At 74.5% G+C, this 23108-nt stretch carries 23 protein-coding genes; 11 read left to right on the forward strand and 12 right to left on the reverse strand.

The window, feature by feature from the left end:
- Positions 1 to 72 precede the first annotated feature (72 nt).
- Entirely contained in the window at positions 73 to 903 is an 831-nt protein-coding gene (locus HLA93_RS13315; RefSeq protein ID WP_222194886.1) for a GNAT family N-acetyltransferase, read from the forward strand.
- Positions 904 to 989: 86 nt separating this feature from the next.
- Here HLA93_RS13315 and HLA93_RS13320 read toward each other — a convergent pair whose 3' ends face one another.
- Positions 990 to 1529 (reverse strand): YbhB/YbcL family Raf kinase inhibitor-like protein, encoded by a 540-nt coding sequence (locus HLA93_RS13320; protein ID WP_222194887.1) that lies wholly within the window; start codon positions 1527 to 1529, stop codon positions 990 to 992.
- 320 nt (positions 1530 to 1849) lie between these two features.
- Between HLA93_RS13320 and HLA93_RS13325 the strand changes: the two genes are divergently transcribed.
- Positions 1850 to 2581: an HAD family hydrolase gene (locus tag HLA93_RS13325; RefSeq protein ID WP_222194888.1), complete on the forward strand. Its 732-nt coding sequence runs from the start codon at positions 1850 to 1852 to the stop codon at positions 2579 to 2581.
- Positions 2578 to 4950 (forward strand): glycoside hydrolase family 65 protein, encoded by a 2373-nt coding sequence (locus tag HLA93_RS13330; RefSeq protein ID WP_222194889.1) that lies wholly within the window; start codon positions 2578 to 2580, stop codon positions 4948 to 4950. Before HLA93_RS13325 ends, HLA93_RS13330 begins: the two co-directional genes overlap by 4 nt.
- 115 nt (positions 4951 to 5065) lie before the next feature.
- Here the strand turns inward: HLA93_RS13330 and HLA93_RS13335 are convergent, their stop codons facing one another.
- Complete coding sequence (locus tag HLA93_RS13335; protein WP_222194890.1) at positions 5066 to 5788, reverse strand: M50 family metallopeptidase; 723 nt, start codon at positions 5786 to 5788, stop codon at positions 5066 to 5068.
- A 108-nt stretch (positions 5789 to 5896) separates the two neighbouring features.
- Between HLA93_RS13335 and HLA93_RS13340 the strand changes: the two genes are divergently transcribed.
- Positions 5897 to 6514 carry an antibiotic biosynthesis monooxygenase gene (locus HLA93_RS13340; protein WP_222194891.1) on the forward strand — a complete coding sequence of 206 codons (618 nt, stop codon included), beginning with the start codon at positions 5897 to 5899 and terminating at the stop codon, positions 6512 to 6514.
- Between the two features lie 113 nt (positions 6515 to 6627).
- Here HLA93_RS13340 and HLA93_RS13345 read toward each other — a convergent pair whose 3' ends face one another.
- Entirely contained in the window at positions 6628 to 7299 is a 672-nt protein-coding gene (locus tag HLA93_RS13345) for a response regulator (protein WP_222194892.1), read from the reverse strand.
- The gene (locus HLA93_RS13350) at positions 7296 to 8621 is read right to left on the reverse strand and encodes a sensor histidine kinase (RefSeq protein WP_308128112.1); all 1326 of its coding nucleotides are present in this window, start codon (positions 8619 to 8621) and stop codon (positions 7296 to 7298) included. The genes HLA93_RS13345 and HLA93_RS13350 overlap by 4 nt, the downstream gene beginning before the upstream one ends.
- 140 nt (positions 8622 to 8761) lie before the next feature.
- Between HLA93_RS13350 and HLA93_RS13355 the strand changes: the two genes are divergently transcribed.
- Positions 8762 to 9673 (forward strand): ABC transporter ATP-binding protein, encoded by a 912-nt coding sequence (locus tag HLA93_RS13355; RefSeq protein WP_222194893.1) that lies wholly within the window; start codon positions 8762 to 8764, stop codon positions 9671 to 9673.
- The gene (locus tag HLA93_RS13360) at positions 9670 to 10455 is read left to right on the forward strand and encodes a hypothetical protein (protein ID WP_222194894.1); all 786 of its coding nucleotides are present in this window, start codon (positions 9670 to 9672) and stop codon (positions 10453 to 10455) included. The genes HLA93_RS13355 and HLA93_RS13360 overlap by 4 nt, the downstream gene beginning before the upstream one ends.
- Positions 10456 to 10541: 86 nt before the next feature.
- Here the strand turns inward: HLA93_RS13360 and HLA93_RS13365 are convergent, their stop codons facing one another.
- A complete protein-coding gene (locus HLA93_RS13365; RefSeq protein WP_222194895.1) occupies positions 10542 to 11300 on the reverse strand; it encodes an SDR family NAD(P)-dependent oxidoreductase in 759 nt (252 codons plus the stop codon).
- Between the two features lie 170 nt (positions 11301 to 11470).
- Here HLA93_RS13365 and HLA93_RS13370 point away from each other — a divergent pair, with 170 nt between their 5' ends.
- Complete coding sequence (locus HLA93_RS13370; RefSeq protein ID WP_222194896.1) at positions 11471 to 12361, forward strand: AraC family transcriptional regulator; 891 nt, start codon at positions 11471 to 11473, stop codon at positions 12359 to 12361.
- Positions 12362 to 12401: 40 nt separating this feature from the next.
- On the opposite strand, the gene HLA93_RS13375 is transcribed toward HLA93_RS13370, so the two are convergent.
- The 6 genes from HLA93_RS13375 to HLA93_RS13400 all read right to left on the reverse strand — a co-directional run bounded on the left by HLA93_RS13375 (position 12402) and on the right by HLA93_RS13400 (position 19523).
- Positions 12402 to 14192 (reverse strand): glycoside hydrolase family 15 protein, encoded by a 1791-nt coding sequence (locus tag HLA93_RS13375; RefSeq protein ID WP_222194897.1) that lies wholly within the window; start codon positions 14190 to 14192, stop codon positions 12402 to 12404.
- A gap of 143 nt (positions 14193 to 14335) precedes the next feature.
- A complete protein-coding gene (locus HLA93_RS13380) occupies positions 14336 to 15058 on the reverse strand; it encodes an ABC transporter ATP-binding protein (protein WP_222194898.1) in 723 nt (240 codons plus the stop codon).
- Positions 15052 to 16035 (reverse strand): ABC transporter ATP-binding protein, encoded by a 984-nt coding sequence (locus tag HLA93_RS13385; RefSeq protein WP_222194899.1) that lies wholly within the window; start codon positions 16033 to 16035, stop codon positions 15052 to 15054. The genes HLA93_RS13380 and HLA93_RS13385 overlap by 7 nt, the downstream gene beginning before the upstream one ends.
- On the reverse strand, positions 16032 to 16853 hold the full coding sequence (locus tag HLA93_RS13390; protein WP_222194900.1) for an ABC transporter permease: 822 nt from the start codon (positions 16851 to 16853) through the stop codon (positions 16032 to 16034). The genes HLA93_RS13385 and HLA93_RS13390 overlap by 4 nt, the downstream gene beginning before the upstream one ends.
- A complete protein-coding gene (locus HLA93_RS13395; RefSeq protein WP_222194901.1) occupies positions 16846 to 17799 on the reverse strand; it encodes an ABC transporter permease in 954 nt (317 codons plus the stop codon). The genes HLA93_RS13390 and HLA93_RS13395 overlap by 8 nt, the downstream gene beginning before the upstream one ends.
- A gap of 98 nt (positions 17800 to 17897) precedes the next feature.
- Positions 17898 to 19523: an ABC transporter substrate-binding protein gene (locus HLA93_RS13400; protein ID WP_222194902.1), complete on the reverse strand. Its 1626-nt coding sequence runs from the start codon at positions 19521 to 19523 to the stop codon at positions 17898 to 17900.
- A gap of 234 nt (positions 19524 to 19757) precedes the next feature.
- Between HLA93_RS13400 and HLA93_RS13405 the strand changes: the two genes are divergently transcribed.
- From HLA93_RS13405 to HLA93_RS13415, 3 genes are all read left to right on the forward strand, one after another.
- Positions 19758 to 20156, forward strand: a complete 399-nt coding sequence (locus tag HLA93_RS13405) for a type II toxin-antitoxin system prevent-host-death family antitoxin (protein ID WP_308128113.1) — start codon at positions 19758 to 19760, stop codon at positions 20154 to 20156.
- A gap of 83 nt (positions 20157 to 20239) precedes the next feature.
- Positions 20240 to 20794 carry an isochorismatase family protein gene (locus tag HLA93_RS13410; RefSeq protein WP_222194904.1) on the forward strand — a complete coding sequence of 185 codons (555 nt, stop codon included), beginning with the start codon at positions 20240 to 20242 and terminating at the stop codon, positions 20792 to 20794.
- A gap of 567 nt (positions 20795 to 21361) precedes the next feature.
- Positions 21362 to 21610, forward strand: coding sequence for a hypothetical protein (locus HLA93_RS13415; protein ID WP_222194905.1), 249 nt, complete (start codon positions 21362 to 21364; stop codon positions 21608 to 21610).
- 107 nt (positions 21611 to 21717) lie between these two features.
- Here HLA93_RS13415 and HLA93_RS13420 read toward each other — a convergent pair whose 3' ends face one another.
- Positions 21718 to 22116 (reverse strand): hypothetical protein, encoded by a 399-nt coding sequence (locus HLA93_RS13420; protein WP_246626637.1) that lies wholly within the window; start codon positions 22114 to 22116, stop codon positions 21718 to 21720.
- Positions 22117 to 22234: 118 nt separating this feature from the next.
- Between HLA93_RS13420 and HLA93_RS13425 the strand changes: the two genes are divergently transcribed.
- Entirely contained in the window at positions 22235 to 23011 is a 777-nt protein-coding gene (locus tag HLA93_RS13425) for a glycerophosphodiester phosphodiesterase (RefSeq protein ID WP_222194906.1), read from the forward strand.
- Positions 23012 to 23108: the final 97 nt, after the last annotated feature.

The raw sequence follows: 23108 nt of genomic DNA on the forward strand, positions 1-23108 counted from the left end.
GAGCCCCCCGACCGGGTGGTCAGGGGCCGGTGGGTGGGCGGTCCGGCGCGTCAGGGCGTCTAGGGTCTGAGCGTGTCGTCGACCGGCTTGCTGGACCGGATCGAGCGCTACTTCGCGCTCGCTCCGCTGTCGGACGCCCAGGTGCACACCATCGGTGCGCTCCAGGTGCCGATCGGGTCGCCGGAGTGGCCCTACCCGGCCCGGCCGGAGCCGGGCCACGAGGCCGAGGTCACCGAGGCGGACGTGCGGGCCGCCGTTGAGCTGCAGGAGCGGTCCGGGCTGCCGGCGTCGCTGGAGTGGCTGGGCGACCGCTGCCGCGGCCTGGCCTCGGTGGCGCGCGCGGCCGGTCTCCGGGTCGACGAGCTGCCCCTGCTGGTGGCCGCCGACCCGGTGTCGGTGCTGCTGCCCAGTGAGGTGCGGCTCTTCTTGGTCGGCGCCGACGACCCCCGGCTGGGCCTCTACCAGCGCCTGATCGCGCTGGCGTTCGCCGCCACTCCCGGCCAGCCGACCGAGCCGGTGCGCGACGGTGTCCCCGAGGTCGCGCAGCACGACCCGGGCCCGGCCGAGGTGCCGCCCACGGAGGTGCTCCGGGAGCGGGTGGCGTCGGGACGCACGGTGATGATGGTCGCCGTCGACGACGGCCAGCCGGTGGCGATCGGCTCGCACCAGCCGGTGGACGTCGACGGCACCGAGGTCAGCGAGGTGGTCGGTGTGGTCACCCTGCCGCGCTACCGGGGGCGGGGGCTGGGCGCGGGGCTCACCTCCGCGCTGGTCGAGCACGCGCAGCAGACCGCGGACCTGGTGTTCCTCTCCGCCGGGGACGACGACGTCGCCCGGGTGTACGAACGGGCGGGGTTCGCCCGGATCGCCACCAGCTGCGTCGCGGAGCGCCCCACCGACTGAACCCGTCCGGGCGAGCGGCTCCGAGCCGGGCCGGCCGGGCTCGAGGTCGGCCGGGACGGAGCGCTGCCCGTCCCGGCCGTTCGGGCTCACTCGATGTCGAACGTGGCCACGATCGTGCCGCGGGCCAGGGTGTGGCTGAACAGGTTGAAGCCCAGGTACGCCGGGGTGGCCTCGGCCGGCACCCCGAGGTCCGCGGTGTCCAGCGCGTGCACCACGACGTGGTAGTGGTGCGTGCCGTGGCCGGCCGGGGGAGCGGCGCCGACGAAGCCGGCGAACCCGGCGTCGTTGCGCAGCTGTACCGCTCCCGCGGGGAGGCCGCCATCGGCAGCGCCGCGGGGCAGCTCGGTCACCGAGGCAGGGATCCCGGCCACCGCCCAGTGCCAGAAGCCGCTGGCGGTGGGGGCGTCCGGGTCGTAGACGGTGACCGCGAAGCCCTGCGTCTGCTCGGGGAAGCCGGACCAGCTCAGCTGGGGGGAGACGTCCTCGCCACCGGGCACGCCCATCTTGCCGCTGGCGTGCGGTGCGGGGAGGCGTTCGCCGTGGCTGATGTCGGTGCTGGTCACGGTGAAGCTCGGGACCTGGGGGAGGAAGTCGTACGGGTTGGGCGGGGTCGGTCGACCGGCCATGCCGGGGTCCTCCTCGGGAACGGGGTGGGCTGGCCCGCGGGCCAGGGCGGCAGGGCGCCGCGCTCGCTCCCGACCCTAGGCAGCACCGCCGCGACGTGCCCGGTCACCGTCCCGAGGCCACGACCTCGCATCTGGTTCGACCGTTATCCCCAACAACGCGTCGAAATCGAGACCCGCCGTCCCCGAACGGGAGCAGCACCTCGCCGCCCACGGGAGGGACGCCCTACGGGCGGGCACCGACGGCGACGGGACCCCGGCCGGGACGGCGGGAGCGGGGGCTCGACGGGTCGAGGCGACCGCGCCGCCGTAGCGTGTCGGGCGTGCTGGGACTACCCGAAGACATCCGGGCCTGCTTGTTCGACCTCGACGGGGTCCTGACCCAGACGGCGAAGGTGCACCAGGCTGCCTGGAAACGCACCTTCGACGAGTTCCTCCGGGCGCAGGACCCGTCGGCGGCCGAGTTCAGCGCCGAGGACTACAACCGCTTCGTCGACGGCAAGCCCCGCAAGGACGGCGTCCGCGACTTCCTCGCCAGCCGCGGCATCACCCTGCCCGAGGGCAGCGACGACGACCCGGCCGACGCCGCCACGGTCGCCGGTGTGGCCACCCGCAAGAACCAGCTGATCCTCGCCGAGCTCGACGAGCACGGCGTCCAGGTCTACGAGGGCTCGATGCGCTACCTCCGCGCCGCCCGGGCAGCGGGGCTGGCCACGGCCGTGGTCACCGCCTCGGCCAACGGCGAGAGCGTGGTCGCCGCCGGTGGCTTCGCCGACCTGATCGACACCCGGGTGGACGGCGTCGTCGCAGCCGAGCAGGGGCTGCGCGGCAAGCCGTCCCCGGACACCTTCCTCGCCGCAGCGCGCGCCCTGGGCGTCGAGCCGGCGCAGGCCGCCGTGTTCGAGGACGCCCTCTCCGGGGTGGCCGCCGGCCGGGCCGGGGAGTTCGGCTTCGTCGTCGGCGTGGACCGGGTCGGGCAGGCCGCGGGGCTGCGCGAGCAGGGCGCCGACGTCGTCGTCGCCGACCTCGACGAGCTGCTGACGGACCTCGCGTGACCGAGGGGCGCGCGCACTTCGTCGTCGAGCCCTGGTCGCTCACCGAGGTGGGGCTCGACCTGGCCTCGCTGGGTGTGAACGAGTCGGTGTTCGCACTGGCCAACGGGCACATCGGGATGCGGGGGACGCTGGACGAGGGGGAGCCGACCGTCGTCCCGGGCACGTACCTCAACGGCTTCTTCGAGGAGCGGCCGCTGCCCTACGCCGAGGCCGGCTACGGCTTCCCCGAGCAGGGGCAGACCGTCGTCAACGTGACCGACGGCAAGCTGATCCGGCTGCTGGTCGGGGACACCCCGCTGGACCTGCAGTACGGCGACGTGGTCGAGCACCGGCGGACGCTGGACCTGCGCAACGGGGTGCTCCGCCGGGTGACCGAGTGGCGCGGGCCCAGCGGCCGCCAGGTGCGGGTGACGAGCACCCGCCTGGTGTCGCTGACCCGCCGGTCGATCGCCGCGATCGAGTACGAGGTCGAGTGCACCGACGACCAGGGCGACCTCTACATCGCGCTGCAGTCGGACCTGCTGGCCAACGAGCAGGTCACCACCACCGAGTCCGACGACCCGCGGGCCGCCGCGGCGATGACCCGCCCGCTGCAGTCCGAGCTGCACGTGGGCCGCGGCCGGCACGCCGTCCTGGTGCACCGGACCCGGCGCAGCAAGCTGCGCATGGCCGCCGGCATGGACCACGAGGTCGACGTCCCCGACTCGGCCACCGAGGAGCTGGAGACCTCACCGGACCTGGCGCGCTACACCCTCGCCGCCCGGCTGCCGGCCGGCTCCAAGCTGCGGCTGGTCAAGTACCTGGCCTACGGCTGGTCCAGCCGCCGGTCGTCGGCCGCCGTCCGGGACCAGGTGGAGGGGGCGCTGGCCACCGCGAAGCTCGCCGGCTGGGACCGGCTGGTGCGCGAGCAGCGCGAGCTGCTCGACCGGCACTGGGACGAGGCCGACGTCGAGATCGAGGGCGACGACGAGCTGCAGCAGGCGGTGCGGGTCGGCATGTTCCACGTCCTGCAGGCCGGGCTGCGCGCCGAGCGTCAGCCCATCCCGGCGAAGGGGCTCACCGGCGACGGCTACGACGGGCACACCTTCTGGGACACCGAGACCTACGTGCTACCGGTGCTCACCTACACCGCGCCCGGCGCCGTCCGGGACGCCCTGCTGTGGCGGCACTCGATCCTGGACGCTGCCCGTGAGCGCGCCCGGCAGCTGGGCCACGACGGAGCCGCCTTCCCGTGGCGGACCATCCGCGGGGAGGAGACGTCGGGCTACTGGCCGGCCGGGACGGCGGCGTTCCACATCAACGCCGACATCGCCGACGCCGTCGCCCGGTACACCGCGGCCACCCAGGACTGGGTGTTCGACCGCGACTACGGCACCGAGCTGCTGGTGGAGACCGCCCGGCTGTGGGCCTCGCTCGGCCACTTCGACGACGGGCGCGGTTTCCGGATCGACGGGGTGACCGGCCCGGACGAGTACACCGCGGTGGTGGACAACAACGTCTACACGAACCTGATGGCGCAGCGGAACCTGCGCGAGGCCGTGGCCGCCGTGGCCCGCCAGCCGGACACCGCCGCCCGGCTGCAGGTGGGGGAGGACGAGGTCGCGCTGTGGACCCGGGCCGCGGACGCGATGCGGGTGCCCTACAACGAGGCGCTCGGGGTGCACGAGCAGTCCGAGGGGTTCACCCACCACCAGGAGTGGGACTTCGAGGGCACGCTGCCCGACCAGTACCCGCTGCTCCTGCACTTCCCCTACTTCGACATCTACCGCAAGCAGGTCGTCAAGCAGGCCGACCTGGTCATGGCGCTGCACCTGCGCGGGGACGCGTTCACCCTCGAGGAGAAGACCGCCGACTTCGCCTACTACGAGGCGCGGACGGTGCGCGACTCCTCGCTCTCCGCCGCGGTGCAGGCGGTGATCGCCGCGGAGACCGGCCACCTCTCGCTGGCCTACGACTACTGGGGCGAGGCGGCGCTGACCGACCTGCAGAACCTGCACGGCAACAGTGGCCACGGCCTGCACATCGCCTCGCTGGCCGGGGGCTGGATGGTCGCCGTCGGCGGCTTCGGCGGGATGCGCGACCACGGTGGCCGGCTGACCTTCGCCCCCCGGCTGCCGCCGCGGCTGAGCCGGCTGCGGTTCCGGGTGGCGTTCCAGGGGCGCTGCGTCTCGGTGACGATCACCCCGGAGAAGGCCACCTACCGGCTGGTGCACGGCGACGAGCCGCTGGAGATCGCCCACCACGGGGAGCCGTTCCTGGTCACCGCCGAGGGCCAGGAGCGGGAGGTCCCACCGGCACCGGAGGTCGCCCCGGTGCACCAGCCGCCGCACGCCGCCCCTCGCCGTCGGCACCGCCCCACCAGCGACTGAAGAAGTCGAAGGACTCCGTCGCCCCCCACGCCTCGCAAGCTCGGCGCGGGGCCCTGCGACGGTGCCGGAACAGCACGTGCCCCGGCACCGCAATGACCAGCGTGCGGGAGAGAGGTCAGCTCAGGACGGCGGAGGCGTGGAGGAGCCACCAGGCGCCCAGGAGGAGGGCACCGACGTCGACCAGCAGGAAGACGCCCACCCAGGCCAGGCCCGGCAGGCCGGTCAGGCGGGCCAGCTGGTCGGCGTCGGAGTCGCGGGCCGACCCCGAGCGGCGCTTGGCCTGCAGCTCCAGCACCGTCTTGGGTGCCGCCAGCAGCAGGAACCAGGTGACGACGTGCGCGAAGGCCGCCTGGCCCGTGGCGGGCAACCACCAGGTCGCGGCGAAGACCAGGGCGCCGGTGACCAGCACCGACCACAGGCCGTACCAGTTGCGGATCTGCACCAGCAACAGCGCGAGCAGCGCCAGCAGCGCCCACAGGAGGCCGATGGCGTGGCCGGCCGCCAGCAGCGCCGCGGCGCCCAGCCCGAACAGCCCGGGCCCGGTGTAGCCCGCGGCCGCGGTCAGCACCATGCCCGGCCCGGTCGGGCGCCCGGCCGAGACGGTGACGCCGGAGGTGTCCGAGTGCAGCCGGATGCCGGCCAGCCGCCGACCGGTGACCAGCGCGGCCAGGCCGTGCGCGCCCTCGTGGGCGATGGTCACCGAGTGCCGGGCCCGCGACCACAGCGCCCGCGAGGTCACCAGGACGGCGGCCAGCGCCGCGGTGAGCGCGAGCAGCCAGCCCGGCAGCGGGGGAGAGGACGCGGTGACCTGGTCCCAGAACGAGCTGACGGCGTCCATCCGTTGATCGTGACCAGCGCAGCTGTGCACCCGCCCAGCGCCACGCCGCAGCGCGGGTGGTGAGGGACCCGACATCCAGCCGTCATCCGGGGCAGCGATCCTGATGGCATGGAGAGCACTGCCCCGGCACCGGCGCGCGCGGAGACCCCGCAGCTGCCGGTGACCGTCTCGTTCACCCGGCGGGCCGACCCGGCCCACACGGTGGAGATGACCGCCTGGATCCAGGCGGGACTGACGATGGCCGAGGACTTCCCCGGGTTCCTCGGCGGTGGCTGGGTCCGCCCACGCCACGACGCCGACGAGTGGCACATGCTGTGCCGCTTCGACTCCCCGGCCAGCCTGGCCGCCTGGGAGGCCAGCCCGCAACGCCGCTGGTGGCTCGGCTCGGCCCAGGGGCTGGCCGAGATGACCCGCACCGAGCGGCGCACCGGCATCGAGGGCTGGTTCGACCCGCCGGTGGACGCGGCCACCGAGCTGGCGCCGGCGGTGAGCCCGCCGGCCGCCCCGCCACGCTGGAAGCAGGCCACGACGATCTGGCTGGTCTTCTTCCCGCTGAACCTGCTGGCCACGGTGACCCTCGGCGCGCTGCTGGCCGACCTGCACGTCGTGCTGCGGGTCGCGGCGATGACGCTGACGCTCACCCCGGTGATGACCTACCTGCTGCTGCCGTGGGTGACCCGGCGGCTGGAGTGGTGGCTGCACGGACGGCGCTGGCGCGACCGCTGAGACCCGGCCTGGGCGTCACTCGTCCCCGGACGGGCGCTGCCACCAGGTCCCGACGACGAGGACGCGGACGCCCAGGGCGTGGGACCAGCCGAACGTGCCGCCGGCCGCCAGCATCAGATCAGGTCCGCGTCGTGGGTGAGCAGGGCTATCTGCACCCGGTTGGTCAGCTCCAGCTTCACCAGCAGCCGGGAGACGTGCGCCTTGACGGTGGCGACGCTGAGGTACAGCTCGCTGCCGATCTGGGCGTTGGACAGCCCCCGGCCGATGGCGAGGGCGACCTCCCGCTCGCGTTCGCTGAGCAGGTCCAGCCGGGTACGGGCCAGGGTCCGCCGGTCGCTGTCCGCGGTGGCCGGCTCGGCCGTGGCCACGTGCGCCATCAGCCGGCGGGTGACGGTGGGGGAGAGCATCGGCTCGCCGGCGGCGACCCGGCGGACGGCGTCGACGATCGCGGCCGGCGGGGTGTCCTTGAGCAGGAACCCGCTGGCCCCGGCCCGCAGGGCGCGCAGCACCTGGTCGTCGGCGTCGAAGGTGGTCAGCACGATCACCTCCGGCGCGCCCCGCTGCTGCTTCAGCTGCTCGGTGGCGGTGAGCCCGTCGGTGCGCGGCATCCGGATGTCCATCAGGACGACGTCGGGGGACGTGCGGGCCACGGCTGCCGGGACCTCCGCCCCGTCGGCGGCCTCACCGACCAGCGTCAGGTCGTCGGCGCCGCCGAGCACCATCGCCAGCGCCGCGCGGACGAGCGGGTCGTCGTCCACGACGAGCACCCGGACGGGGTCGGTCACGCCGGCTGCCCGGCCGGCCAGGGCAGCTCGGCGCGCAGCCGGAACTCCCCGTCGGGGGTCCAGCCGTGCGCCAGGTGCCCGCCGGCCAGGCTGACCCGCTCCAGCAGCCCGACCAGGCCCGTGCCACCCCCGGGCAGTGGGGCGGCGTTCTCCCCGCCGGCGGGCGCCGGATTGCGCAGCTCCACGACCAGGCCGGCGCCCGGGCCGCCCTCGACCAGCACCGTCGCCACCGTGCCCGGCGCGTGCTTGCGCACGTTGGTCAGCCCCTCCTGCAGGACCCGGTAGGCGCTGCGCCCCACCCCGCAGGGGACGGTGGCGAGCTCGGGCACCCGGTACTCCGCCCGCACCCGGACCCCGGCCCGGCGGCTCTCCTCGACCAGCACCGGCACATCGGCGAGCGTGGGCTGCGGCCGGGTGCCCGGGTCGCCGTCCCCGCCGCTGCGGAGCACGCCGATCACCTCGCGCAGGTCCTCCAGGGCATGCCGGGCGCTGGCCCGCACCACGCCGGCGGCCTGCGCGACCTCCGCCGCCGGGGCGTCGGGGCGGAACTCCAGCGCGCCGGCGTGCATGCTCAGCAACGAGAGCCGGTGGGCCAGCACGTCGTGCATCTCGCGGGCGATCCGGGTGCGCTCGGTGTCGCGGGCCTGCTCCACCCGCAGCTGCTGCTCGTTCTCGGCGCGCACCGCGCGCTCCTGCAGCGAGAGCACGAGCTGGCGACTGGCCCGGACGAACATCCCCCAGGCGACGACGGCGGCGGTCACCACCAGCCCGAACCCGGCCACCACCGGCACCGGGACGTCGTCGACGGGACGCAGCGCGCAGTACACCGCGAATCCGGCGAGCTGCACCGCAGCGACGACGAGCACCGTCGGCAGCCGCCGGTGCACGGCGACGGTGAACAGCGCGATCATCACCGCGACGCTGCCCATGTCGGAGAAGCAGCCGATCGCGGCCAGCAGGAGGGCCACCGCGACCGGCCACCGGCGCCGCCACCACAGCAGCAGGCAGCCCACGGACCCCGCGGCGACGTCGGCGAACACCAGCAGGTCAGAGGGCGGGGAGGCCTCCTCGAGCGCGACGCCCACGAACACCAGCCCGCCGGCGACCGACAGGAGGAAGCACGCCAGGTCGACGGCCCAGTCTCGCAGCGAGCGGCGGATCCGGCGCCGGCCGGCCGTGGCGGTCGCGGAGTCCGGGCCGCGTTCGGGCTCGCCGCGGTGCCCGAGCAGCTGCCCCGGCACCAGCGCCGGGTGATCGACACCGGCACCGACGTCCGGCCCGGATCGTCCGGCGTCCGGTCCTGGCCGGATGGCGACGCTCACCCGGATGAGGCTACGGACGGGAGTCGTCCTCCGGAACCGACCAAGGTCTCTCCTCCGGCGGTCCGTCACCCGGGCCGGTGCGGAGATCAGCGACCAAAGGCGGATGCGCCGGGCCGGGGGAGTGGAGCAGGGTCTGCGCCATGATCACGATCGAGCACCTGACGAAGAGGTACGGCGCGCAGGTCGCCGTCTCCGACGTCTCCTTCACCTGTCAGCCGGGCACGGTCACCGGCTTCCTCGGACCCAACGGCGCGGGCAAGTCCACCACGATGCGGGCGCTGGTCGGCCTGGCCGACCCGACGAGCGGTACCGCGACGTTCAACGGCAAGCACTACCGCGAGCTGCCCAACGCCGGGCGGCAGGTCGGGGTCCTGCTCGACGCGGGCGCCCAGCACGCCGGCCGCACCGGGCGAGAGGTGCTCACCCTGTCGGCGATGGTCCTGGGCGTCGGCAGGGAGCGGGTCGACGAGGTGCTCGGCCGGGTGGGCCTGGCCGGCCGCCCGGCGGGCAAGCGGCTCGGCAACTACTCCCTCGGCATGCGCCAGCGGCTCGGCCTGGCGACGGCGCTGCTGGGCGACCCCCAGGTGCTGGTGCTCGACGAGCCGGCCAACGGGCTGGACCCCGAGGGCATCTTCTGGATGCGCGGCCTGCTGCGCGGCTTCGCCGACCGCGGCGGCACGGTGCTGCTCTCCTCCCACCTGCTGCACGAGGTGGAGGCGGTCGCCGACCAGCTGGTGGTCATCGCCGGCGGGCGGATCGTCGCCCAGGGCAGCAAGACCGAGCTGCTCGCCGGCACCGGCGGCACCCTGGTCCGCGGACCCGACCGGGCCCTGCTGGCAAAGGCACTGGAGGCGGCCGGCATCGGCGTCTCACCCGGCCCGGACGACGCGCTGGTGGCCGCGGCCGAGGCCCTGGCCGTCGGCCAGGCAGTGGCGGCGGCCGGCGTCGTCCTCACCGAGCTGCGGCCCGCCGGGGGAGGCGGGCTGGAGGACCTCTTCCGCTCCCTCACCGGTTCCGGCGGCGGCCAGCAGGTGCAGGAGGTGCTGGCATGAGCACCGCGACCCTGGAGGCCGACCGTCCCCGTACCGGCGCCGCGCCGAGCGGGCCGTCCATGCTCACGCTCACCCGGGTGGAGCTGCGCAAGTCCCACGACACCCGGGCCGGGCGCTGGCTGCTGATCGTGATCGCTCTGGCCGTGCTCGCCGTCGTGGCGATCTCCCTCTTCGTCGAGGACGCGCCGAAGAGGTTCACCGACCACTTCGGGATCACCCAGCTGCCGATCAGCATCCTGCTGCCGGTGCTGGGCATCCTGCTGGTGACCAGCGAGTGGTCGCAGCGCACCGCGATGACGACGTTCACCCTGGTGCCCCGTAGATCCCGGGTGCTCGTTGCCAAGGTGCTGGCCGCCACGGTGCTCGCCGTGCTCGGCGTGGCCGTCGCGGCGCTGGCCGCGGTGGTCGCGACGGGGCTCACCCCGGTCTTCTCCGACTCGGAGCGGGACTGGGGCATCAGCGCCGCGCTGGTGGGTCAGGTGCTCGTCGTCCAGGTGGTGAGCGTGCTGGCCGGGGTCGCGTTCGGCATGCTGCTGCTCAGCTCGCCGCTGGCGATCGTCCTATACTTCGTGCTGCCGACGGTGTTCACCATCCTGGTCAGCCTGGTCTCGGCCCTGGACTGGGTGCGCGACTGGCTGGACCTGTCGACCACCTCGATGCCGCTGTTCGAGGACGGTCTCGACGGGCAGGGCTGGCTGCAGTTCGGCACCTCGGTGGCGCTGTGGGTCCTGCTGCCGATGGTGCTCGGCTGGCTGCGGATCCACCGATCCGAGATCGCCTGATCCCTGCCACGGTGACCCGCCGCCCGCGTCAGCGGGCGGCGGGTCACCGCTGCTGGGCCGGGCCCGTGGTCAGGGGCAGACGGCGGTCAGAGGCCGAACCCGCCGGACGCTGTGACGTCCTGCCCGGTGATCCAGCCGCCGCCCTCGGACAGCAGGAAGGCGATGACCCGGCCGACGTCGGCGCCCTCGCCGATCCGGCCCAGCGCGGTGTTCGCCGCCAGCGGTGCGATGAGCTCCGGGTACCGGGCGAAGCCGTCGTCCCCGAGCCGGGTGCGGGTGGGGCCGGGGGCGACCGAGTTGACCCGGATCCCGCGCGGGCCGAGCTCCTTGGCCAGGTAGCGGGTCCACACCTCGACCGCACCCTTGACCGAGCCGTAGGCCGAGAAGCCGGGGGAGATGCCGCCGGGGTGGGCGGCGGTGCTGCCGACGTTGACGATCGCCCCTCCGTCGGTCAGCCGGGGGAGCAGTGCCTGGGTCAGGAAGTACGGGCCCTTGAAGAGCGCGTCGAGCAGCTCGTCGAACACCGCCTCGGTGGTCTCGGTGACCGGTGCGCTGCGGGAGAGGCCGGCGTTGTTGACCAGGCCGTTGAGGCGGTCGGTCTGCCAGGTGTCCCGCAGCACCCGGTCGACCTGGTCGACGAAGGCCGGGAACGCCTCCAGCCGGCCGGTGTCCAGGGGGAGGGCGACCGCGGTGCCGCCGAGCGCCTCGACCTGCGCGACGGTCTCCTCCGCCCCCTCCGGGTTGCCGCGGTAGGTCAGCAGCACCCCCGTGCCCTGGCGGGCGACCTCGACGGCGGTGCTCTGGCCGATGCCGGAACTGGCGCCGGTGATCAGGACGACGGACATGGGGTGCTCCTCTGGTGGGCGGTGGTGGCGGCTGCCCATCCCGGGCGGCGCACGACCAGTCCACTCGCCGGACGCCCGCCGTCCTAGGCCAGAGCTGTCCGATGAGTGCACGATCCTGCTCGACATCGCGACCTCGCCCCCGGACGGTGCGAGCTGGTTGACTCCCCGGCATGACGCTCGGCGAGCTCCGGCAGCTGGTCACCCGGCACGCCGACCGGGGCACGACGGACCTGTTCGACGGCGTCCAGGTCGCCCGCGTCACGACGCCGGGGTCACCGGACGCCACGATGACCGGGGTGGTGTTCGCGCTCATCGCCGCCGGTGAGAAGACACTCGTGCTCGGGGACCGGGAGCTGCGCTACGGAGCGGGGCAGTACCTGCTGGCCTCGCTGGACCTGCCGGTCACCGGCCGGTTCACCCGGGCGAGCAGGGCCGAGCCAGCCCTCGGGTTCGGGCTGCACCTGCGGTCCTCGGTGGTGGCCGAGCTGCTGCTGCACCCAGCAGCGGCGGCGTTCCCCCGGCACCGGCGCGGTGTCTCAGCGCCCTCTGCGCTGGCGGTGAGCGACGCCTCGCCCGAGCTGGTCGACGCCGTCGTCCGGATGGTGCGACTGGCCGACCGGCCGCGTGACCAGGCGGTCCTCCAGCCGATGCTGGAGCGGGAGGTGCTCTGGCTGCTGATGACCGGACCGCAGGGCGAGACCGTCCGCCAGCTCGGACTCTCGGACAGCAGCCTGTCCAGCGTCGGGCGGGCGGTCCGCTGGCTCAGGGAGCACTACGCGCAGCCGCTGCGCGTCGACGACCTCGCCCAGATCGCCGCGATGAGCCCCTCGGCGTTCCACCGCAGTTTCGCCGCGGTCACCGCGATGAGCCCGATCCAGTTCCAGAAACGGATCAGGCTGCAGGAGGCGCGGTTGCGGCTGCTCACCGGTCCCGGTGACGTAGCCGGGATCGGCCACGCCGTCGGGTACGGGAGCGCCTCCCAGTTCAGCCGCGACTACCGGCGGCAGTTCGGCCTGCCGCCGGGCCGCGACGCACTGCGGATGCGCGCCGCGGCCGGCTGAGCCCGGGACGACGCGTCGACCGGGCGGGCTGCCGATCGGCTCAGGCGTGCTCGCCGGGCATCCGCGCCCCGCCGCTGAGGTGCCGGGCGGTGTTCACCAGGCCGACGTGGCTGAAGGCCTGCGGGGTGTTGCCCAGGTGCCGGCCGGTCCGCGGGTCGTACTCCTCGCTCATCAGCCCCAGGTCGTTGCCCAGCCCCAGCAGCCGCTCGAACAGCTCGCGGGCCTCGGCAGTGCGGCCGATGCCGTTGAGCGCGTCGGCCAGCCAGAAGCTGCACAGCAGGAACGGCGCCTCCTCACCGGGCAGTCCGTCGACCCGGCCGTCGGCGTGGGTGTGGTACCTCAGCAGGAAGCCGTCGGAGGTCAGCTCGCGCTGTACCGCCTCCACGGTGCCGATGACCCGCTCGTCGTCCCAGGGCAGGAAGCCGACCTGGGGGATGAGCAGCAGCGCGGCGTCCAGCCCCTCCGAGCCGTAGAACTGGGTGAAGGTCCGGCGCTCGGCGTCGTAGCCCTTGGCACAGACGTCGTCGTGGATGCGCTGGCGCAGCTCCCGCCAGCGGTCGACCGGCCCGTCCAGGCCGTGCCGCTCCACCGCCTCGATCGCGCCGTTCACCCCGGCCCACGCCAGCACCTTGGAGTGCACGAAGTGGCGGGGCTCGCCGCGGACCTCCCACAGACTGCTGTCCGGGGTGTCCCACACGCCCTCCAGGAAGTCCAGCAGCTCCTTCTGCACCGCCCAGGCGTCGGCGGTGGGGGAGAGGCCGGACTCCCGGGCCAGGTGCAGCCCGTCGAGCAGCTCGCCCCAGACGTCGAGCTGGAACTGCCCGGCGGCGGCGTTGCCCACCCGAACGGGCGCCGAGCCCTCGTAGCCGGGCAGCCACGGCAGCTCGTACTCCGGGATCCGCCGGGAGCCGTCGAGTGCGTACATGATCCGCAGGTCGGCGGGGTCGCCGGCGACGGCGCGCAGCAGCCACTCCCGCCAGGCCCGCGCCTCCTCCAGGTAGCCGGTGCCCAGCAGCGCCTGCAGGGTGAACGCGGCGTCGCGCAGCCAGCAGTACCGGTAGTCCCAGTTGCGGCTGCCGCCCAGCTCCTCGGGCAGGGAAGTGGTCGCGGCGGCGACGATCCCGCCGGTGGGGCGGTAGGTCAGGGCCTTGAGGGTGATCAGCGAGCGGCGGACCGCCGGCCCCCACTCGCCGTCGTAGGTGCACTGGCCGATCCACTCGGCCCAGAACGTCTCGGTGCCGGCCAGCGCCTCCTCGGCGTCCACCGGCTCGGGCCGCGGCAGGTGCGAGGCGTGGTGGGTGAGCACGAACGGGATGCGCTGCCCGGCGGCGACCTCGAACTCGGCGGTGGTGGTGTGGTCCTGCCCGTGCAGCTCCACCGGCGTGGCCAGCGAGACCGCGTCCGGGCCGGCGACGGCGACCAGGTCGCCGTCCACCGTGCGCACCCAGGGCACCAGGTGGCCGTAGTCGAAGCGGAGGACGAGGTCCAGCCGCATCGGCACCCGGCCCGAGACGCCCTCCACGATCCGGACGACGTCGGGGCTCTCCCCGCGCGGCGGCATCAGGTCGATCACCCGCACCGTGCCGGTCGGGGTCTCCCACTCGGTCTCCAGGACCAGCGAGTCGCCCCGGTACCGCCGCGAGGTGCAGGGGCCGCCACCGGCCGGGGCGAGCAGCCAGCGCCCGTTGCGCTCGTCGCCCAGCAGAGCGGCGAAGCAGGCCGCCGAGTCGAAGGAGGGCAGGCACAGCCAGTCGATCGAGCCGTCCTTGCCGACCAGCGCCGCGGTCTGCAGGTCCCCGATCAGTCCGTAGTCCTCGATCCGGCTGGGCATGGGGCAGGTCCTCTCGGTCGGGGATGGCGCGGAGTCGGTGCGGCGTCGTCCCGGCGCCTGCTGGCGGCGGCACCCGTGGGTGCCGCCCGGCACGGCGGGGAGGTGGCCCGGCGGCGCAGGGCCACCGGGCGTGCCGTCCCTGACTACCAGTGCTCGGGGGCGAGCGCACCCGCGGCGCGGTGGGCGGCACCGCCGGCCGCCGCCGTCAGCCGCACGGTGCGGTCGGCCCAGGCGGCCAGCAGGTCCTCGTCGTGGCTGATCGCCAGCACGCCGAGCCGCCCGGTCGCGACGTCGTCCCGCAGGGCCGCGACCAGCCCGGCGGCGCTGGAGGCGTCCAGCATCGCGGTCATCTCGTCGCAGACCAGGTAGCGCGGCTGCTGGGCCAGCGCACGGGCCAGGCAGGCACGCTGCAGCTGCCCGTCGCTGACCTCGTGCGGACGGCGGGGGAGCAGGTCGGCGGTGAGGCCCACCCGCTCGGCCAGCTCGGCCACCCGCCGGTCCCGGAGCGCGGCGCCCCGCCGGCCGGCGGTCGGCGTCCCGGGGACCCGCAGCGGCTCGGCGATCACCGCCGCCAGCGGCAGCCGGGGGTCGACCGAGAGGCGCGGTGACTGGAACACCATGCCGACGGTGCCGCGCAGCTCCCGGGGCACCCGGTACCGCACGCCGGTGACCGGCACCCCGTCCACGGCCACCTCCCCGGACCACGGGGCCAGCAGCATGCCCAGCACCCGGGCCATCGTCGACTTGCCGCTCCCGCTGGGCCCGGCCAGCCCGACCACCTCGCCAGGGGACACCGACAGGTCCGCCCCGTCGAGCACCGGCACGCCCGGGCGGTGGCCGACGACGATCCCGCGGCCGGTCAGCACAGTGCCACCGCCAGCGGGCGGCAGCGGGCCGAGCGGACGCCCCCGGTGTGCAGAGCCGCGGTGTGCAGGGCTCCGCCGTCGCAGCGGCCCGCGTCCGGCCGGCGGGCGTGGTAGGCGCAGCCGGCGGGGAGGTCGGTCAGCTCCGGTGGGTGGCCCGGGATCGGCACCAGACCGCCGGCGGGCAGTGCGCCGAGCAGGTCGCGGGTGTAGTCGTGCGCCGGTGCGGCCAGCACCGCGGCGGCCGGACCGGTCTCCATCAGGCGGCTGGCGTACATCACCGCCAGGTCGTCGGCGACCTCCGGCGCGCGCAGCAGCCCGCCGAGGTCGTGGGTGATCAGCAGCACCGCGCACCCTGCGTCGGCCACCTCGCGCAGCAGCTGCAGCGTGCGGTTGGCCAGCGGGCGGTCCAGCCCGGCGGTCGGCTCGTCGGCGAGCACCACCGCGGGACCACCGGCCAGTGCAAGGGCCACCACCACCCGCTGGGCCATCCCCCCGGACAGCTCGTGCGGGAAGAGGTCCAGGTCGCGCGGGGCCAGCCCCACGCGTTCGGCCAGCTCGTCGGCGCGGGCGCGCGGATCGGTGCCGGGGGCGAGCTCGCACACCGCCTCCTCCAGCTGGCTGCGGGCGGTCCGCACCGGGGTGAGCGAGGTGGCCGCCGACTGCGGCACCAGGGCCAGCCGGCGGCCGCGCACCTGCCGGCCGACGACCCGCTCGTCCGCGGTCAGGACGTCGACCGGCGGGCTGCCGGCCAGCACCGCGGAACCGGTGACGACCGCGTTGCCGGGCAGCAGCCGGAGCAGGGCCGAGGCCAGCACCGACTTGCCGCAGCCGCTCTCGCCGACCAGCGCCAGCACCCGGCCGGCGTGCAGGTCGAAGGAGACGTCGGTGGCCGCGTGCACCACCCGGCGGGGTGCGCGCCGGCGCGCGGCCAGCGGGAAGCGCACGGTCAGGTCGCGGACCGACAGGGCCGGGGTCACAGCGTCGCCTCCGCCCGGCGGGGGAGGGCCACCCGGTCGCGCAGCCCCGAGCCGACCGCGGCCACGGCCAGCGTGGCCAGCACCAGGCCGAGGGCGGGGAAGACCAGCGTCCACCAGCCGCCAAGCAGCAGTGAGCTGCGCGCCTCCTCCAGCAGGGTGCCCAGGCTGGCCCGGTGCGGCGGCAGCCCCAGGCCCAGGAAGCTCAGCGTCGACTCGTGCCAGACCGCGTGCGGCAGCAGCAGAACCGCGGCGACCAGCGCCTGGGGGAGCGCGGCGGGCAGCAGGTGGCGGTGCACCACCCGCCAGCGGGTCGCCCCGCCGAGCACCGCGGCGTCCACGTGCGGCCGGTCGCGCAACGACAGCACCTCCGACCGGACGATCCGGGCCACCTGCGTCCAGTGCGTCAGCGCGATCGAGGCGATGATCGCCACCAGGCTGCCGCGGAACAGCGCCACCAGGACGATGCCCAGCAGCAGGTGCGGCACCGCGTTCACCCCGTCGACCACCCGCATCGTCAGCCGGTCGACCCAGCCGCCGGCGACCGCGGACAGCGCGCCGACCAGCGCACCGATCACCGTGGACAACACCGCGCACACCGCCGCGATCAGCAGGGACACCCGCAGCCCGGCGGCGGTGCGCACGAACAGGTCGCGGCCGGCGGAGTCGGTGCCGAACAGGTGCGCCCAGGACGGCGCCTGCCGGGCCGCCGCGAAGTCGGTCACCCGGTCGTCCACCCCGGCCACCCACGGCACCAGCACCGCGTAGGCGGCCAGCCCGGCCAGCACCGTCACGCCCACCACCAGCCGTCGGTCACCCATCTGCGGCCACCCGGGGGTCCAGCAGCACGTAGGCGACGTCGGCGATCAGCGAACCGACCAGCACGGCGACCGTGGTGAGCAGGGTCAGGAAGGCCAGCAGCGGGAAGTCCAGCTCGGTCGCCGAGGTGACCACCGCCTGGGCCAGCCCCGGCCAGCTGAACACCTCCTCGACCAGCACCGCCCCGACCACGAGCTCCGGCAGCCGGGCGCCCAGCAGCGTCACGAACGGCAGCAGGGCGGTGGGCAGCGCGTGCCGGGCCACCACGGTCCGCTCGGCCAGCCCCCGGGACCGGGCGCCGGTGACGTGGTCCTCGGTGAGCGCGCGCAGCAGCGACTGCCGCACGTTGAGCAGCAGCCAGGGCAGCTGGCTCAGCGCCAGCACCAGCGCCGGGAGCACCAGGTGGCGGGCGACCTGGCCCACGGAGAGGTCGGCGCCGGCGTCGGTCAGCCCGGCGACCGGCAGCCAGGCCAAGCCGATGCCGAACAGCGCCACCGCGCCCAGCGCGACCACGAACGGCGGCAGGCCCTGCAGCAGCAGGCAGCCCGGGGTCACCAGCCGGTCGACCCAGCCGCCGCGGCGCGCCGCAGTCCAGGTGCCCAGCCCCAGCGCCAGCACGACGGCGATCACCAGCGACACCGCGACCAGCAGCAGCGTCCACGGCAGCCGCTCGGCCAGCACGTCGGCGACCGGCTGCCCGAACGACCGCGACGTCCCGAGGTCACCGGTGACCAGGTGGCCCAGCCAGGACAGGTACTGCTCGAACCAGGGGCGGTCGGTGCCCAGCTGCTCGGCCAGCTTGGCCTGCGCCTCCTGGCTGGCGGTCAGGTAGCGGTCGCCGAGGTAGCCGGCCAGCGGGTCGAACGGGGAGGCCGCGGCGGCGGCGAAGACGCCGACCGAGACGGCCAGGACCACCGGGACGGCGAACAGCAGCCGCCGCCGGGCCATCCGGGCCGCCGCCGACCGCCGGGACCGAGTCCGCTGGGCCGCTGGAGCCGGGGCAGGGGGAGCCTCCGATGCGGGGCGCAGGAGCGGGGGAGCGGCCGTCACCCGGCCGCCCGCCACTCGCGCAGGTTCCACCACGGACCCCAGCTGACCCCGTGCGAGTGCGGCTCGAGCACCGGCTCGGTGCCGGTCCAGTCGCCGTCCGCCATCACGTACACGTGCTCGAGGAAGACCAGCATCACCGCCGGGGGCGCGGCGACGAACTCCCGCTGCACCTGCTGGTAGGCCGCCGTCCGGACCGCGGGGTCGGTGCTGCGGCGGCCCTCGTCGAGCGCGGCGTCCACGACCGGGTTGGCGTAGTCGCTGGGGTTGTCGAACGGGCCGCCCACGCCGTCCTGGGTGTAGACCGAGTGCAGTGCGGCGTACAGCTGGGTGTCCGGGTCGTAGGGCACGTCACCGCCGCCGAGCAGGCCGGCGTCCACCGGGATCCGCGGGCGGAACTGCGGCCGGTCCACCGCCTCCAGGTCGACCTCCACGCCGACCGCCAGGGCGTCGGAGGCGAAGGCCTGCGCCAGGTCGCGGCGCAGTGTCTCCTCCGGGAAGTACATCAGCGTGAACTCCGCCCGGACGCCGTCCCGCACCCGGACGCCGTCCTCGCCGGGCACCCAGCCGGCCTCGTCGAGCAGCTGCCGGGCCAGGTCGGGGTCGTGGGTGAAGGTGGCGTCGGCGGCGTACGCGTCGCCCAGCACCTCGGGCACCGGGGTGTACGCGGGCACGCCGTGGCCACCGAGGATCGACTCGACCATCGCGTCCCGGTCGACGGCGTGGTTCAGCGCCAGCCGCACCGCCGGGTCGGCGGTCACCGGGTCGCCGGCGGGGAGCGACACCGAACGGGTGTCGGCGCTGGGATGGCCGACCACCGTGAGCCCGTCGGTCTCGGCGAGGGTGTCGGCCAGCAGCGGCGGCAGCGTCGTCCCGTCGAACTCGCCGCTGGCCATCCGCTGCGCGCGGGTGTTGTCGTCGGGCACGTAGACGACGACCAGCTCCGCGACCTCCGGCTCGCCGTCCCAGTACCGCGGGTTGGCGGCGTAGACCGTGCGGTCGCCGCGGCGCTCGGTGAGCACGTAGGGGCCGGTGCCGACCGGCTCGGTGTTCAGCGCCGACTCCTCGGCGGGCCCCGGGACGGCGAGCGCCTCGGCGGGGGCGATGCCCAGCAGCAGCTTGCTCGGGAACGCGGCGTAGGGGTAGGCCAGCCGGAACTGCACGGTCTGCTCGTCGACGGCGGTGACCTCGCTGACCATCGCGTAGTTCGTGGCGATGGGGGAGGCCGATGCCGGGTCGAGCACCGCCTCGTAGGTGGCCACGACGTCCTCGGCGCCGAAGCTCGTCCCGTCGGAGAACTCCACGCCGGTGCGCAGCGGCACCGTCCAGGTGGTGCCCGCGTCGTCGGCCGTGGGCAGCTCGGCGGCGAGCGCCGGCTCCAGCTCGGGCAGACCGGAGCCGCCCTGCAGCCGGACGAGGCCGTCGTAGACCCTGGAGTACCCGGTCTCCCCGTGCCCGGCGACCGGGTTGAGGGCCTCGGGCTCGTAGGCGTCGGCCAGCACCAGGCGGCGGGACTGCTCAGCCCCGCCTTCGCCGACGGAGCCGGGGGCGCTGCAGCCGGCCAGGGCGGTGAGGACGGCCAGGCCCAGGCCCAGGACGGCGGGGCGGGCGTGCGGCGGGGTCAACGAGGGGCTCCGATCAGGTGGTCCGCGGACGAGCTTGTTGCAAGCTGTTCGCAGAACCTAGTTGTTGCTCGTGTCTCGCAACAAGCCGCCCGGGTGACGCCGGGGTGAACGATCGACGCCCGAACGCCTGCCCGGCGCGGAACGACCGCGTCTGGCTGAGCCGGTGCGGTCGATGTCGACTCCTGGGCTGGAGCACGCCGTCTCGCCGGTGGAACAGTGGGTTCCATGGACTCGGTGTCCGTTCGCGAACTGCGCGACCACGGGGGAGAGGTGCTCGACCGGGTCGCCCGGGGCACGGCCGTGGTCGTGACGCGTGACGGAGCGGAGGTCGCCGAGCTGCGGCCCCGCGCCCGGCGCAGCCCGTCGTCGGCGGACCTGATCGCCCGGCGGCGGCAACTGCCGGCGATGGACCCCGACGCGCTGGCCTTCGACGCCGGTGCGGCTCGGCCCTTCGGCCGGGTGGCAGCCTCGCTGCGGTCCGCCGGCCGGAAGCCGGCTGTCCGCGCCTACGACGCGCTGACCGCCGCGGCTGCCATCGCAGAAGGTGTGCCGCTGTACACGTGCGACCCGCACGACTTCGCTGGGATCGACGACCTCGACGTGCGCGCCGTCCCGCACCCGGACCGGACGTAGGCGCGGGTCTGGCGGTCCCGTCGGTGGCCGGGGCTAGCGTGCGCGGTGTCGCACCAGGAGCTGACCCCGCAGGGGAGACCGCCATGACCACGCTGCCCGATCGACCGAACACCGCCCTGGTCGTCATCGACGTCCAGCAGGGCGTGGTCGCAGAGGCGCCCCGGAGGGACGAGGTGGTCGGCAGCATCGGCTCGCTGGTCGACCGGGCGCGCGACGAGGGCGTGCCGGTGGTCTGGGTCCAGCACTCCGACGAGGAGCTGGTGCGGGGGAGCGACGACTGGCAGTACGTCCCCGAGCTCGTCCGCGCGGAGTCCGAGCCGCTGGTGCACAAGTCCTACGGCGACTCGTTCGAGGGCACCGACCTGGAGGACGTCCTCGCCGCTGCCTGCGTCGGCCGGCTGGTCGTGGCCGGCGCCGAGTCCGACGCCTGCATCCGGTCCACCATCCACGGGGCCTTCACCCGCGGCTACGACGTGACACTGGTGGGGGATGCGCACACCGCCGGCGACAAGACGGCCTGGGGTGCTCCGCCGGTCGAGCAGGTCATCGCGCACACCAACCTGTACTGGCAGTTCCAGGCAGCCCCTGGCCGCACAGCGGCAGTCGTCGGAGCCGAGGACGTCACCTTCGGCGGCTGAGAACGCCAGTCGGCGCCTGCACGGTCGCGGGCACGGTCACGTCGGCGGAGAGGGACCTGCGGGACGTCGTCCCGGCGCCTCGATCCGTACTACTTGACATAATGTCGATTATCGGCGCACGAGATGCGCGGTCAGAAGGGGTGCCGATTCTTTCCTGACCGGGTTCTCGACACCGGGTTCTCGACGACACTCAGGGTCGCGCGTGCCAGGACGTCGCCTGACGACGGTCACGACGGCTCTGGTCCGAGTCCAGTCCTGCTTGGTCCGGTGCGACGCTCGGCCTGGTCCGTCCGGCCGCGGGCTCCGGCGGGTGATCGCCGCCTGTCGCCGGCGGCGTCGGCCCGGCGAAGAGATGATCATGTCCTGGTTACTGAGATGATCATGACTCCCCCAATGAGTTGATCTTGCGGTTCGGTGCGCAGTCGGCGACATCGCCCCCGTCAACCGTCCGGCGACTCCCCTGTCGGGTCCACCTCTGCAGACCGAGTTGCGTCACTCTGACGAAATGACCACCGCGTGACCCCGGCTCGAGGGGCGGCTGACTCGATCCCTTCGTAGGGTCGAGCCATGAACATCCGACGCCCGGTGGCCGCCCTGTTCCTCACCCTCGCCGTGGCCGGCGGATCGGCCTCGCTGACCGCCTGTGGCGACCCGAGCGGCCTCGACCGCAACGACGGCGACGTCAGCGACAACGACACCGAGAACACCGACGGGGCTGACCCTGGCGATGAGTCGCAGGGCAACCTGCCGGACGTGGACGACGACCCCGACTCGGACGAGGGCAACGAGTCCCGGGACGAGGACTCCGACGGGTGAACGAACGCCGGGGGTGTGGAGTGCTCGACACCCCTCCCCCGGCACCCACTCACCCGCAGTGACTTGCGTCACAGTGACGGATCAACCAGCGACATGGGGAACGACGTTCAGCCGGCTGCCTTGCCGTTCAGCCACAGCCGGTCGAGCCTCCCGGTCGACCGGACCAGGTCGGCCAGCGACCGCTCCAGCTCCGCCTTGGTCGGCTTCTCGGTGAGCAGGGTCTGCACGTCCTCGATGGCGCAGCGCAGCTGGTACAGGCGGTCCTGCAGGCCGTCGAGCTCTGCTCGCGTCACCAGCACCACGTCGTCGGACAGGCCGGCCTTCGCCGTCGCCGACCGCTGTTCGTAGGCGCGCTGCCGACAGGCCTGGCCGCAGTACAGCCGCGGACGACCGACCGACTCCTGCGCAGGCAGCACGTTGCGGCACCAGCCGCAACGTCGCTCCTCGCCCTCCGCACGCCGGGTCCGAGACGTCGGACGGGCGTGGGCACCGTGCTCTCCCGCCACGCCAGCGACGGTAGACGTCACCTCCGACAGTCCGGGCCGGACACGCCCGCACCCGGGGTCGCAGGTGCGCCGGGACACCCTCCGCCGGGCCCGATCGGCGCCGCACTAGCGTGGTGGTGTGCCGGGGTCCCGTTACGCCTTCCTCGACGGCCCCACCCCCGTGGCGATGGCCCACCGTGGCGGCGCGATCGAACACCTGGAGAACACCCAGCCCGCGTTCGAGGCCTGCGTCGCGATGGGCTACCGCTACCTGGAGACCGACGTCCGGGTCACCTACGACGGTGAGCTCGTCGTCTTCCACGACCCCACGCTCGACCGGGTCACCGACCGCACCGGCCGGGTGGAGAGCCTGCCCTGGCGGGAGATGCGCACCGCGCTGATCGGCGGGCGCGAGCCGATCATGCGCTTGGAGGACCTGCTGGGTGCCTGGCCCGACGTCCGGTTCAACCTCGACATCAAGGCGGCCGGCGTGCTGGCGCCGCTGGTCCACACCGTCCGCCGGCTCAAGGTCGAGGACCGGATCTGCCTCGGCTCCTTCTCCGACGCCCGGATCGCAGCCGCACGCCGGCTGTTCGGCCCGGAGGTCTGCACCTCGCTGGGCCCGAAGGGAGTGGCCGCCCTCCGGCTCTCGTCCTACTCGCCGCGGGCCGCCGGGCTGGTCCGGATCCAGGCCGGCTGCGCACAGGTGCCGCTGGCGCTCGGTGGGCGACCGCTGGTGGACGAGCGGTTCATCGCCGCAGCGCACGCCCGCAGCCTCCAGGTGCACGTGTGGACCGTCGACACCGAGGCCGAGGCCACCGAGATGCTGGACCTGGGCGTCGACGGGGTCATGACCGACCGGCCGGCGATGCTGCGTGGCCTGCTCGTCTCCAGGGGCGAGTGGACCGGCACGTGATCGGGCTGGTCGATCGGGTCGCCTTCGACGACCGCAGCCGGCCTACGCCGGAGGTCGCGGCCTTCCCCGGTGGCTTCACCGGTGGCGTCGTGCCGCC

The organism is Modestobacter italicus (genome assembly GCF_019799965.1).
In the GTDB taxonomy this organism is placed as follows: Bacteria; Actinomycetota; Actinomycetes; order Mycobacteriales; family Geodermatophilaceae; genus Modestobacter; species Modestobacter italicus_A.